General features: G+C 70.1%; 9 protein-coding genes. 8 read left to right on the top strand and 1 reads right to left on the bottom strand.

Features of this window, described 5'->3' with window-relative positions; translation table 11 throughout:
* From ACZ5CR_RS39580 to ACZ5CR_RS39600, 5 genes are all read left to right on the top strand, one after another.
* Positions 1-2376 (top strand): glycoside hydrolase family 65 protein, encoded by a 2376-nt coding sequence (locus ACZ5CR_RS39580; protein ID WP_468866971.1) that lies wholly within the window; start codon positions 1-3, stop codon positions 2374-2376.
* Positions 2377-2534: 158 nt separating this feature from the next.
* Positions 2535-5228: a bifunctional acetate--CoA ligase family protein/GNAT family N-acetyltransferase gene (locus ACZ5CR_RS39585; protein WP_468866974.1), complete on the top strand. Its 2694-nt coding sequence runs from the start codon at positions 2535-2537 to the stop codon at positions 5226-5228.
* A 13-nt stretch (positions 5229-5241) separates the two neighbouring features.
* On the top strand, positions 5242-5973 hold the full coding sequence (locus ACZ5CR_RS39590; protein ID WP_468866976.1) for a CBS domain-containing protein: 732 nt from the start codon (positions 5242-5244) through the stop codon (positions 5971-5973).
* 16 nt (positions 5974-5989) lie between these two features.
* A complete protein-coding gene (locus ACZ5CR_RS39595; protein ID WP_468866978.1) occupies positions 5990-6499 on the top strand; it encodes a flavodoxin domain-containing protein in 510 nt (169 codons plus the stop codon).
* A gap of 92 nt (positions 6500-6591) precedes the next feature.
* Complete coding sequence (locus tag ACZ5CR_RS39600; RefSeq protein ID WP_468866980.1) at positions 6592-7632, top strand: zinc-dependent alcohol dehydrogenase family protein; 1041 nt, start codon at positions 6592-6594, stop codon at positions 7630-7632.
* A 124-nt stretch (positions 7633-7756) separates the two neighbouring features.
* On the opposite strand, the gene ACZ5CR_RS39605 is transcribed toward ACZ5CR_RS39600, so the two are convergent.
* The gene (locus ACZ5CR_RS39605) at positions 7757-8608 is read right to left on the bottom strand and encodes a universal stress protein (protein ID WP_468866982.1); all 852 of its coding nucleotides are present in this window, start codon (positions 8606-8608) and stop codon (positions 7757-7759) included.
* 179 nt (positions 8609-8787) lie between these two features.
* Here ACZ5CR_RS39605 and ACZ5CR_RS39610 point away from each other — a divergent pair, with 179 nt between their 5' ends.
* From ACZ5CR_RS39610 to ACZ5CR_RS39620, 3 genes are all read left to right on the top strand, one after another.
* Entirely contained in the window at positions 8788-9696 is a 909-nt protein-coding gene (locus ACZ5CR_RS39610; protein WP_468866984.1) for a universal stress protein, read from the top strand.
* 12 nt (positions 9697-9708) lie between these two features.
* Positions 9709-12396, top strand: a complete 2688-nt coding sequence (gene ppdK, locus ACZ5CR_RS39615) for a pyruvate, phosphate dikinase (protein WP_468866986.1) — start codon at positions 9709-9711, stop codon at positions 12394-12396.
* 109 nt (positions 12397-12505) lie between these two features.
* The gene (locus ACZ5CR_RS39620; protein ID WP_468866987.1) at positions 12506-12817 is read left to right on the top strand and encodes a WHG domain-containing protein; all 312 of its coding nucleotides are present in this window, start codon (positions 12506-12508) and stop codon (positions 12815-12817) included.
* The last annotated feature ends 193 nt before the right edge of the window (positions 12818-13010 follow it).

Here is a 13010-nt window from a genome sequence, read left to right on the forward strand (position 1 = left end):
ATGCGCGACTGGACCTGGGAGTACGAGGGATACGACCCGGCGGAGGTGCGTCTGCGCGAGTCCCTGTGCACCCTCGGCAACGGCTACTTCGCGACCCGCGGCGCGGCCCCCGAGTGCGCCGCCGACTCCGTCCACTACCCGGGCACGTACGTGGCGGGCTGCTACAACCGGCTCACCTCGGAGGTCGCCGGGCGCCAGGTCGAGAACGAGGACATGGTCAACCTGCCCAACTGGCTGCCACTGCGGGTCCGCACGGACACAGGAGCCTGGCTCACACCGGACACCCACAAGGTGCTCGACCACCACCTGGCTCTCGACCTGCGCACCGGCACTCTGGAACGCACCGTGCGCTACGAGGACGAGAACGGCCGGCGCCTTGCCGTGCGGCAGCTGAGCCTGACGCACATGGCCGACCCTCATCTGGCCGTTCTGCGCACCGAGTTGACTGCCGAGGGCTGGTCCGGGGAGGTGGAGGTCGAGTCCGCTCTCGATGGAACGGTCGCCAACGAGGGAGTCGAACGCTATCGCTCACTGGCCTCCCAGCACCTCACGCATGTGCACACCGGTACTTCCGCGCCGGACACCGTGTGGCTGCGCTGCCGCACCAGCACGTCGGACATCAGGGTGAGCCTGGCCGCTCGAACGGTCACCGACGCCCCCGCACGCATCACCACAGAGCACGAGGGCGGGCGGGCCTCTCAACTACTTCGCCTTTCACTGTCCGACGGTCTGACCGTGACCGTCGACAAGATCGTCGCCCTGCACACGTCCCGCGATCCGGCGATCAGCGACCCGCTGTACGCGGCCATCGACCGAGTCGGCCGCGCCGCTGACGTCGGGGCCCTGCTCGTCTCTCACCGCGCCGCGTGGCAGGAGCTCTGGCGCAACGCCGAACTGGACGTGCCGAACAGTGCGGGGCCGGTGCTGCGGCTCCACCTCTTCCACCTGCTGCAGACCCTGTCCCCGCACTCCGCCGGGCTCGACGTCGGCGTCCCGGCCCGGGGTCTGCACGGAGAGGCCTACCGCGGCCACGTCTTCTGGGACGAGCTGTTCGTCCTTCCGTACCTCAACCTGCACTTCCCGGAGGTCTCCCGAGCCCTGCTCACCTACCGCCACCGACGCCTTGAGCAGGCGTGCCTCGCAGCCCGCGACGCCGGGCACAGCGGTGCGATGTATCCCTGGCAGAGCGGCAGCGACGGCCGCGAGGAGACCCAGCAGCTCCACCTGAACCCGCGCTCAGGACGTTGGCTGCCCGACCACTCCCGGCTCCAGCACCATGTCGGCTCGGCCATCGCGTACAACGTGTGGCAGTACTGCCAGGCCACCGGCGACACGGAGTTCCTGCACACCAAGGGTGCCGAGATGCTGGCGCAGATCGCCCGCTTCTGGGCCGGCATGTCGACCTACGACAAGACGCTGGGCCGCTACCGCATTCGCGGGGTCGTCGGCCCCGACGAGTACCACGAGAGCTACCCCGACGCCTCCGCTCCCGGCCTCGACGACAACACCTACACCAACGTCACAGCCGCCTGGGTCCTTGCCCGCGCCCTCGACGTACTGCACGATCTGCCCGGACCCCGCCGCCGGGACCTCTTCGAGCGGGCCGGGCTCGCATCAGCTGAGCTCGACAGGTGGGAGGACATCTCCCGGAAGCTGTACGTGCCCTTCCACGCCGGTGTCATCAGCCAGTTCCATGGATACGGCGACCTCGCCGAGCTCGACTGGCAGGTGTACCGGGAGCGATACGGCGACATCCGGCGCCTGGACCGGATCCTGGAGGCCGAGGGCGACACCGTCAACGGCTACCAGGCGTCCAAGCAGGCCGACGTTCTGATGCTGGGGTATCTCTTCGCGCCCGCCGAACTCCAGGGCATGTTCCGGCGGTTGGGATACACCCTCGACGACGCCACCTGGCAACGCACCGTCGACTACTACTTGGCCCGCACCAGTCACGGTTCGACCCTCAGCAGCCTCGTCCACGGTTGGGTGCTTGCCCGGGCCCGGCGCACCCAGGCCTGGGCATTCGTACAGGAGGCGCTGGCAGGGGACATCGCCGACATCCAGGGCGGCACCACGGGCGAGGGCATCCACCTGGGTGCCATGGCGGGCACGCTCGATCTCGTACAGCGGGGCCTGACCGGCCTGGAGACCAGAGGCGGCGCCCTGCGGTTCGACCCCGTCCCGCTGCCGGAGCTGTCCGAGTACGGGTTCTCGATCCGGTATCAGGGCCACTGGGGCGTGCGGCTGCGGCTGCGGTCAGGAGCGTTGCACATCACCGTGCCGGACTCCGATCGCGATCCGATCTCTGTCGCCTTCGCGGACCGCACGGTGTCGGTGGCTCCCGGGGAGTCCTGCGCACTCACCCTGCCGAGCTGACCGCCCCACGACTGGGGCTGCCGGAGCAGGCCGGTCGGCATCGAGCGCCGAGCACCGCCCATAGGGCCGACCGGCCCGATGTCACCCCCGGACAGCCCATGGGATCCCCCTCCCGTCCGCTGGATGCTCGAAGTGTCGAGGCATGGAGGAGATCCGCTATGACGGACGACAGGCTCAGGCGACCCACAGTCCACGCCCTGCTCTCGGACGGCACCACCGTGTGCATCCGTCCGGTGGCGCCGGCCGATCACGATCAGCTGCAGGGGCTCTACGAGGAGATGTCTCCGGACAACCTCAGGCTGCGGTTCTTCGCGGCGAGCCGGCGTTCCGGCGCGCTGGCGGCCGACCGGGCATGTGAGTCACCGCGCCCCGGCTATCGGGCTCTGCTGGCCGAGGCTCAGGGGCTGGTGATGGGCGTGGCCGAGTACGCGACCGGAAAGGACCCGCAGTCGGCCGAGATCTCCATCGCGGTGGCCGACGGGCTGCACCACCGCGGCGTCGGCACGCTCCTGGTCGAGCACCTGGTCTCGGCCGCCCGCGCGGAGGACATCAGCGAGTTCACGGCTGACGCCCTCAGCGAGAACCATGAGGTGCTGCGGCTCTTCACCGACCTGGGCCTGCGTACGGTGCGTCGCTTCGATGGCCCGGAGGTGCGCTGCACCATCGCTCTCGGTGAGGACTACGCCTATCTCTCAGCGGTCGAGGCACGCGGGCGGGCCGCCGACGTGGCCAGTCTGGAGCCGCTGATGCGACCGGACGGCATCGTCGTGATCGGAGCCGGACGCAGGCCCGGGTCGGTGGGACGGGCGATCCTGCACCATCTGCGCGCAGGCGGCTTCACCCGGAGCCTTGTCGCGGTGAATCCAAGCGTCACCTCGATTCTCGGTATCCCCTCCCATCCGTCGGTCAGTGCCCTGCCCAAGACCCCCGACCTCGCGGTCGTGGCCGTGCCCGCCGCCGCGGTCCCCGCAACGGCCGAGGAATGCGGCAAAGCCGGCGTACGGGCGCTCATCGTCGTCTCCGCCGGACTCGACGGCGCCCAGGCACGGGCGCTGGTGGCAGCGTGCCGTACCTACGGCATGCGCCTCGTCGGACCCAACTGCCTCGGCATCTCCAACACCGACCCGGAACTCTCACTCGACGCCACCTTCGCCACCGACCATCCGCGCCCCGGTACAGCAGGTGTCGCGGTGCAGTCGGGAGGCGTCGGCATCGCGTTCCTCGATGGACTCTCCCGCCTGGGCATCGGCGTCTCGACCTTCGCGTCCCTCGGCGACAAGTACGACGTGAGCGGGAACGACATGCTCCAGTGGTGGGAGAGCGACGACCGCACCGACCTCGCCGTGCTGCACCTGGAGTCGTTCGGCAACCCGCAGGCATTCTCCCGTACGGCTCGACGCGTGACACGTCGCATGCCGGTACTCACGGTCGACGCGGGCCGCACCGACATGGGCCGCCGCGCCGCGGCCTCGCACACGGCTGCCGCCGCCACACGCACCATGACCCGCCAGGCCCTGTTCACGCAGGCGGGGATCACCGCGACCCGGTCGGTGGGTGAACTCCTGGAGACCGCCGCGCTGTTGCACTCCCAGCCGCTCCCGGCGGGCACCCGCGTGGCGATCGTCACCAACGCGGGCGGCGCCGGTGTCCTGACCGCCGACGCCTGCGCGGAGGCCGGACTGTCCCTGCCGCCGCTGCCCCCGACGGCGGTCGACGACCTGCTGGCCGTGTTGCCCGACGGGGCCGCCGTCGGCAATCCGGTCGACGCCACCGCCGCTGTCTCCGAGGAACAGCTCAGCCGCTGCGTGGACCGGATCCTGCGGTACCCGGGGATCGACGCCGTGCTGCTCGCCCTCGTCCCCACCGCTGTCGCCTCGGCCACGGGCGATGACCTGATCAGGGCCCTCACCCATCCTTTCGAAAGCCGGAAACGGCCGGTCGCCGCGGTACGCCTCGAACAGGACCTGCCGGTCCGACTGCTGCCCGCCGCTGACGGCGGCACCATCCCCTCCTACGCCGAACCCCAGGCGGCGGCGCGGGCCTTGGCCCACGCGGCCCGGCGCGCGTCCTGGCTGCGGCGCCCGTCCGGCACCATCCCGGACCTCACCGGAATCGACACCCCGCGCGCCTGTGCGACAGCCGAGTCCTACCTCGCCGCCCATCCGGACGGCGGCTGGCTCGACCCGCGCGCCTGCGCCGACCTCCTGGCCTGTTACGGCGTTCCCCAGATCCCGTGGGCCTGGGCGGAGACCGAGGAAGACGCCGTCCTCGCCGCCGAACGGTTGCGCGGCGCCGACGGCCGGGTGGTCATGAAGGCGCACTGGCCCGGACTGCTCCACAAGAGCCAGCAGCACGCCGTCCTCCTCGACCTGGAGGGTGACTCCCAGGTTCGCGCCGCGTTCCGGGACTTCGCGACCCGATTCGCCGGGCTGCTCACCGGCGTGGTCGTACAGCCGCTCGCCGCGCGGGGTACGGAACTGTTCGCCGGCGTGGTCCAGGACGAGGTCTTCGGCCCTCTCGTCCTGTTCGGACTCGGCGGTACGGCGACGGAGGTCCTGGCCGACCATGCCGCCCGACTCGCACCACTGACCGACCACGACGTCCACGACCTGATCACCTCACCGCGCTGCGCACCGCTCCTGTTCGGCGCGCACGGCAGCGGACCCGTCGATCTCCAGGGACTGGAGCAACTCCTGCTGCGACTGTCCCGCATGGCAGATGACCTGCCGCAGCTCGCCGAGGCCGACTTCAACCCGGTTCTCGCGACACCCGGCGGAGTCTCCGTACTGGATGCGCGCGTACGCCTGCTGCCCCGCAGGCCCAAGGACCCCTATCTGCGCCGACTTCGCTGAGAAAGGAACACTCATGAAGCACAACAAGGTCGGCTCCGTGATGACCACGGAGGTCATGCGCGCCAAGTACGGCACCCCGTTCAAGGAAGTGGCGCGACTGCTCGCCGACCACCACATCAGCGGGCTGCCGGTGGTCGACGACGACGAGAAGGTCATCGGGGTGCTCTCCGAAACCGACCTGATGGCCCGTCAAGCCGCGGACTCCGACCCCTCCGGGCCGAAGCGCCGCTTCCGGCTTCCCGCGCTGACCCGCAGCACCAAGGAACAGGCCGCGAAGGCGAAGGCCCGCACCGCGGGCCAGCTGATGACCGAACCGCCCGTGACCGTGCACGCCGACGACACCATCGTCGAAGCCGCCCGCACCATGGCCCAGCGGCATGTGGAGCGGCTGCCCGTCCTGGACGAGGAGGAGCGGCTCGTCGGCATCGTCACGCGGCACGACCTGCTCCAGGTCTTCCTGCGGCCCGACGCCGACATCCGTGACGAGGTGATCAAGGAGGTCCTGGTGCGCACTCTGTGGATGGCACCTCAGACCATCGCGGTTTCCGTGACCGAGGGCGTGGTCACACTCGCCGGCCGGATGGAACGCAAGAGCGAGACGGAGATCGCCGTCTCCATGACACGCCAGATCGACGGCGTCGTCGCGGTGGTCGCCAAACTCACCTACGGACTTGACGACTCACACCTCAGGCCGGACGAGCAGGCACTGCACGGCGTCACCGACGACTGGCTGCGAAAGCTGTGAGAGGAGGCGGACCGCCATGCCGAGCAACGTGTTGGTCGCCTACGGATCGACGAACGGGTCAACCGCACGAATCGCGGAGACCATCGCCGAGGTCCTGCGCAAGGAAGGCATGACAGCGAAAGCGATGCCCGCCCGATCCGTGACGGATCTGGGCTCCTACGACGCCGTGGTGGTCGGCGGCGGGCTCTACGCCGGTCGCTGGCACAAGGACACCCGACGCTTCATCCGTCGCCACCACCGCGAACTGGCCGGGCGTCCTCTGTGGCTCTTCAGCAGCGGCCCCCTCGACGCGTCCGCCTCGGAGCGGGACATCCCGCCGGTACCCGGCGTGAAACGGGCCGTCGTCCGGCTCGACGCCGAGGAACACGCCACCTTCGGCGGCTGCCTGGAAGAAGGGGCGAAGGGCTTCATCGCCCGGAAGATCATCTCTGCCGGGAAGGGCGGGGACTTCCGCGACTTCGCAGACATCGAGGCCTGGGCGGGCCGGATCGCGACCCGCCTCACGGACGAGCGGACATCCAGCTGACCATCCGCATCGCGTGGCGGACGTAGGAGACGTAGGAACCGTCCGCCACCTTGCGCGGTCCAGATGCCAGGCAACAGCTCAAGGAGGCAGCCATGAAGGCTCTGATCTTCCACGGCCCCGGCAAGCGATCCTGGGACGACGTTCCCGACCCGGCGATCCAGGACCCCGGCGACGCGATCGTGCGCATCGACGCGGTCACGATCTGCGGCACCGATCTGCACATCCTGAAGGGAGATGTCCCGGCCGTCGAGTCGGGCCGGGTTCTCGGCCACGAGGCCGTCGGCACCGTGCACGAGGTGGGAGCGTCCGTCAGCACGGTGCGACCCGGTGACCGGGTACTGATCTCCTGCATCAGCGCCTGCGGCCGCTGCCGCTTCTGCCGCGAATCCCAGTACGGCCAATGTCGGGGCGGAGGGGGCTGGATCCTGGGACACCGGATCGACGGCGTCCAGGCCGAATACGCCCGCGTTCCCTTCGCCGACACCTCCACGCACGTGCTGCCCGAGGAGGTGACCGACGAGACGGCGCTGATGCTCGCCGACATCCTGCCCACCTCGTACGAAGTGGGCGTCCTCAACGGCAAGGTGACGCCGGGCGATGTGGTCGTCGTCGTGGGAGCAGGCCCGATCGGCCTGGCCGCGATCCTGACGGCCCGGCTCTTCAGCCCCAGCCGTGTGATCGCTGTCGATCCCGCTCCGCAGCGGCGCGAGATGGCCGCACTCCACGGCGCGCAGCTGACGCTGGAACCGGACTCCGGCATAGCCGACCGTATCGCCGAACTCACCGGCGGGCTCGGCGCGGACGTGGCGATCGAAGCGGTGGGTGTCCCCGACACCTTCGAACTCTGCACCCGGTTGATCCGCCCCGGCGGACGCGTCGCCAACGTCGGCGTGCACGGGCGCCCGGCCACGCTCCACCTGGAGGACCTCTGGATCCGCAACGTCACGATCACCACCGGCCTTGTGGACACCTACTCCACACCGACGCTGCTGCGCATGGTGGCAGCCAAGCAGCTGGACGTCAGCAGGTTCGTCACGCACCGCTTCGGCCTGCAGGAGATGCAGGAGGCGTACGACGTCTTCGCCCGGCCGGATGAGAGCGGCGCGCTCAAGGTGGCGCTGTTCTCCTCGTGACGTCAGCCCGCTGCCCGAGCGAACCTGGATGCGCAGACGAGCCTGGATGTACAGACGAGCCTGGACGTACAGACGGGCCTGGCTGCACAGAACGACAGGTCTGCTCGGGCACCGTGCCGGTCGATCACGAGGGCACAACGGCCACAGGGCACCTGCTGTGGCGCAGGAGAGCACGCGTGACGGACCCCGGAGCGGAACTGTCGGTCCCGCCCGCCCGCCGTCCGACCACGATCAGTTCGGCATGGACGGAGGTTCGGATCAGGCCCGCGGCAGGTGCGAACAGAACGACATCCTCAAGAACGCGCACGTCCGGGTACTTCTCGTGCCATGGCCGCAGCACGTCGGCCAGCAGTTGCACCTCGTGGTCCTCCCAGGCGGCACGCTCCGCCTCAGGCACACCGAAAGGCCACTCGGCCGCACTCGGGGGAAAGGCCCATGCATGCAGCGCGTGCAGCAGCACGCCGCGGCGGCTCGCCGTTTCGAAGGCGAAGTCGATGGCCCCGGCCGCGGGGTCCCGCGCGTCGACACCGACGGTGACCTTGTCCGGCCGGCGCACCGGGCCCTCACACACGAGCCCGCTGGGCACCAGCACCACCGGGCAGGCGGCTGCCTCGACCACTCCCGAGGCGGTCGACCCCAGGAGGAGCCCGGCGTGGCCGCCCTCCCCGCGCAGGCCGAGCACGATCATCTCCGCACCCCCGCTCTGCGAGCACAGAGCCCGCGGGGCCCCACCGGTGAGCAAGAGGCTCTCGGCGTGCAGGGCCGGGTGCCAGGCTGTGAGTTGTTCCCGCACCTGCTCCGCCACGGTCTCCGGCCGGTACGGCGGCCACTGCTCCGCCGTATCCAGTCCGCCCAGGGACGAGACATGGACCACGCGCAGCGTGCGCCCGAGCAGCAGCGCCTCATGTGCGGCCCAGTCGGCCGCGGCACGACTGCGCGCCGACCTGTCGACTCCGGCAACGATCACTCGCTCCATGACAGTCCGCCTCCCCAGGAGGGGGGAAGCCCTCCCCGAATCTCCATCCTGACCGCGGACCCCCAGAGGCGTGCAGGGGCCGGATGGACCCGGGCGAGTGCCGTGTGGCCTCTCCAACCCGCGCGGCCACGGACGGACGCTGGCGGTGTGGAGCAGATCTACCGCAGGAGGTGCGCCCCATGACGCTCGCGCCCGTCGTAGCCGGAGTCGATGGATCCATCGAGGGTGTGGCCGCCGCCGAGTGGGCGGCGCGCGAGGCCGTGCGGCGTGGGCGTCCGCTACATCTCGTGCACGCCCGCCCAGCGGGAAGCGAACCGGCGGGTGCCGCTCAGAGGCATGTGGCCCGCTGTGTCCTGCGGCGGGCGGAGGACCGGGCCCGCAGCGCCTGTGACGGGGTGCGCCTCGACGGTGTGCGCCTCTACGACAGACAGGTCGAGGGCCCGGCGACCGAGGCCTTGCTGCGGGCGGCCGAGCGCGCCGAACTCCTTGTCCTGGGCTCACGCGGGTTGAGCGGTCTCACCGGCTTCCTTCTGGGTTCCGTCGCCTTGGGGGTGGTGGCCAGGGCGACCCGTCCCGTCGTCCTCGTGCGTGCGCGTGGGACCGCGCACGAGGACGACGGCGCCCGTGCCGACGCCGCCGGCGCGTCCACACGGCCCCGGTCAAGGGACGTGGTGTTCGGTCTCGACCTCGGTGATCCGTGCGACGAGGTGATCGAGTTCGCCTTCCGGGCCGCCCGGTCGCGCGGCGCTCGCCTCCGGGTCATGTACGCATGGCAGCCGCCTTCCGCCCTGAGCCTTGGTCCCGGAGACATCGCACTGGTGGACGAAGGGGACCAAGGGGAGGAGTGGCAGGGATTCCTGACTGCCGTGATCCAGGAGTGGCGCGACAAGTACCCGGACGTCGAGGTCCTGGAATCGGTGGTGGCGGAGAAAGCATCGACCGCGCTGGTCCGCGCAGCGTCCGGGGCAGGCCTGCTGATCGTCGGTCACCGTCCGGTCAAGCAGCCGGTGGGCCCGCGCACCGGTCCGGTCACCCACGCCGCCATCCACCACGTCGGCTGCCCCGTGGCCGTCGTCCCCCATGAGTGAGAGGACCTGGCCATGACGAGCGCGCCGACGAAGTACGTGTACGGATTCGACGAGGGCAGCCGCGAGATGGCCGTCCTGCTCGGCGGGAAGGGCGCCGGCCTGGCAGAGATGACGCGGCTCGGGCTGCCCGTTCCACCGGGATTCACGATCACGACCGAAGCGTGCAAGGCCTATCTCGCGACCGGTGAGGAACCGCCCGAACTGGGCGTCGAGATGGCCCGGGCCCTGGCCGCCCTGGAGCGCACCATGGGCCGCACGCTCGGGCAGAGCGACAACCCGTTGCTCGTGTCGGTCCGATCGGGCGCCCGCTTCTCGATGCCCGGGATGATGGAGACGATCCTCGACATCGGCCTCAACGACAACTCGGTGACCGGACTCGCCAAGACGTCGGGGCAGGAACGGTTCGCGTGGGATTCCTACCGGCGCCTGGTCCAGATGTTCGGGCGCACCGTGATGGGCGTGACCGGCGACCTGTTCGAGCAGGCCATCGCCGAGCACAAGGAACAGCGGGCGGTTACCGATGACCACGACCTGGACGCGTCCGAACTCGCCCTGCTCACTACTGAGTTCAAGTCCATCATTCGCCGCGAGACGGGCGAGGACTTCCCGCAGGACCCCGTCGAGCAGCTGTACCGCGCGACTCGAGCGGTCTTCGGCTCCTGGAACGGCGAACGGGCCCGGATCTACCGCCGACGCGAGCACATCCCCGGTGACCTCGGCACCGCCGTCAACGTCCAGGCGATGGTCTTCGGCAACCTCGGCCCCGACTCCGGTACCGGAGTCGCCTTCACCCGCGACCCGGCCACAGGAGCGCCCGGCCTGTACGGCGACTATCTGTCCGACGCACAGGGTGAGGACGTCGTCGCTGGCGTGCGCGACGCCGTTCCCCTGGACGAGCTGCGGACACGCGACCCCCGCTCGTACACCCGGCTCGGCAAACACCTGAGCACCCTGGAGAACCACTACCGCGACCTGTGCGATGTCGAGTTCACCGTCGAACACGGCCGGTTGTGGATTCTGCAGACCCGGGTCGGCAAGCGCACGGCGGAGGCCGCTTTCCGTATCGCCCACGACCTGCGCGAAGAGCACACGATCACGGCCGCTGAGGCGTTGGCGCGCGTGGACGGTACCGAGCTGACCAGGCTCATGTTCCCCCGCTTCGAACTGCGCCCCACAGACGTGCCCTTCGCGCGAGGCGTTCCCGCATCGCCGGGCGCGGCGGTCGGCGCTGTGGTCTTCGACTCGGCGACGGCCGTGCGCAGGGTCGCGAGCGGTGAGCCCGTCGTCCTCGTACGCCGGGAGACCACCCCCGACGACCTTCCCGGAATGATCGCCGCGCAGGCGGTCCTGACCAGCCGCGGCGGCAAGACCAGCCACGCCGCGGTCGTCGCCCGCGGTATGGGCAAGGTCTGCGTGTGCGGTGCCGATTCGCTGACCGTCGACACAACGGCGCAACAACTCACCACTGCCTCCGGAACTGTTCTGCGCGCGGGAGACACCATCTCGGTGGACGGCACCGCAGGCACCGTCTACCTGGGCGCGCTGCCGCTCACAGCGTCGGATGTGGGACGTGCGCTGGAGACGGGCGTCAGCACCGGACCGCTGACGCGCGCCGTACTGGGCGCCCTCGCTCAGGCCGACTCCACACGCCGACTCGAAGTACGGGCCAACGCCGACACACCTGAAGACGCCGAACGCGCCCGCAGGCTCGGGGCCCAGGGCATAGGCCTGTGCCGAACCGAGCACATGTTCCTCGGTGAACGCAGGAAGCTGGTCGAGGCGATGATCCTGGCCCGCGAAGACAGCACCCGCGAACGGGCTCTGGACGCGCTACTGCCGCTACAGCGGGGGGACTTCACGGGCATCCTGGGGGCGATGGACGGGCTGCCGGTGACCATCCGGCTCCTGGACCCGCCGCTGCACGAGTTCCTGCCCGACCGCACGGAACTTGCCGTACGCCTCGCGAGGGCCGCAAAGCCGGAGATGCGCGACCGAGAGCTGCTCACCGCTGTCGAGCGCATGCATGAGCAGAACCCGATGCTCGGCCTGCGCGGCGTGCGCCTGGGCCTGGCCGTGCCCGGCTTGGTCGCCATGCAGGTACGGGCTGTCGCCGAAGCGGTCGTCCAGCGACTCCGCGACGGCGGACGGCCGCGAGCGGAGATCATGATCCCGCTGGTGGGGACGGTCGAGGAACTTCGCCTGGCGCGAGCCGAGGCGGAGCGTGTACTCGCCGACGTCGCCGCAGAGTCGGGCCTGCCGCTGAACTGCCCGATCGGCACGATGATCGAGCTGCCACGCGCCGCGCTCACCGCCGGTCGCATCGCCGCATTCGCCGACTTCTTCTCCTTCGGCACCAACGACCTGACACAGATGACCTGGGGCCTGTCCCGGGACGACGCCGAAGCATCCTTCTTCCCTCTGTACCTGCGGAAGGGAATCTTCACCGTGTCTCCCTTCGAGTCACTCGACCAGGAGGGCGTCGGTAGGCTCGTGGAACTGGCAGTGGAAGCGGGGCGCGCAGTCAAGCCGTGGTTGGAGACGGGCGTGTGCGGCGAGCACGGCGGCGACCCCGAGTCCATCCAGTTCTTCCACCGGGTGGGCCTCGACTACGTCTCCTGCTCACCCTTCAGGATCCCGGCCGCGCGGCTGGAGGCGGGGCGAGCGGCTCTGACTGCCGTGAGGGCGAGCGACAGCAGGTGACGGGGCTGGGCGCTCTCCGGCGGAGGTGGCGGCTGGACCGCCAAGACCGGCTGCAGCAGCACCCCTGCAGCCAGCAGGCCGCCCAGATGGCCGGGGCGAGGGCGGCCCGGTGGACCAGACGGCACGTCGCATGTGCCGTGAGCTCACGCGCCTGGTGGCCGCCGCATGGCCCCACGCCCGGCACCGCCAGCCCGAGGATGCCTCCTGGTCCGACCTCCACCCGGACTACGTCGCGAAGATCCAGGAGGACCTCCCGGACGTGCCACCCGCTGCGGCGGCGCTCGCCCTGCGTGTCTGGGGCCGGATGCACGGCCTGGTGGCCCTTGAGATCGACGGCCACATCCACCCCGTCGCGGGCAATCCGGCCGCCCTGCATCGCGCTGAAATGCTCGACCTGGTCAGGTCACTGGGCCTGGATTAGCTTCCGCCCTGGGCGATCGTGTGACTGCCTGATCGATCTCCTTTGCAGGGAACGGCTGTTGATCGATGCGCTCGACGGTCGCCGTTGTCTGCGATTCCTTCCAAGCGTCTTGGGCCTCGGCATCCGCGGGGCCGCAGTATTCGCCATCGCTGGTAGAGGTGAAGGGTGACACGTAGATCGGCGTTGTATGCGA

It is taken from the genome of Streptomyces sp. NPDC031274 (genome assembly GCF_055570235.1).

What these genes read in the sequence shown, in the direction of transcription:
- ACZ5CR_RS39585 (WP_468866974.1), top strand. Translation starts at nt 2,535, where the DNA reads ATGACGGACGACAGGCTCAGGCGACCCACAGTCCACGCCCTGCTCTCG.
- ACZ5CR_RS39580 (WP_468866971.1), top strand. Translation starts at nt 1, where the DNA reads ATGCGCGACTGGACCTGGGAGTACGAGGGATACGACCCGGCGGAGGTG.
- ACZ5CR_RS39610 (WP_468866984.1), top strand. Translation starts at nt 8,788, where the DNA reads ATGACGCTCGCGCCCGTCGTAGCCGGAGTCGATGGATCCATCGAGGGT.
- ACZ5CR_RS39600 (WP_468866980.1), top strand. Translation starts at nt 6,592, where the DNA reads ATGAAGGCTCTGATCTTCCACGGCCCCGGCAAGCGATCCTGGGACGAC.
- ACZ5CR_RS39595 (WP_468866978.1), top strand. Translation starts at nt 5,990, where the DNA reads ATGCCGAGCAACGTGTTGGTCGCCTACGGATCGACGAACGGGTCAACC.
- ppdK (WP_468866986.1), top strand. Translation starts at nt 9,709, where the DNA reads ATGACGAGCGCGCCGACGAAGTACGTGTACGGATTCGACGAGGGCAGC.
- ACZ5CR_RS39590 (WP_468866976.1), top strand. Translation starts at nt 5,242, where the DNA reads ATGAAGCACAACAAGGTCGGCTCCGTGATGACCACGGAGGTCATGCGC.
- ACZ5CR_RS39605 (WP_468866982.1), bottom strand. Translation starts at nt 8,608, where the DNA reads ATGGAGCGAGTGATCGTTGCCGGAGTCGACAGGTCGGCGCGCAGTCGT.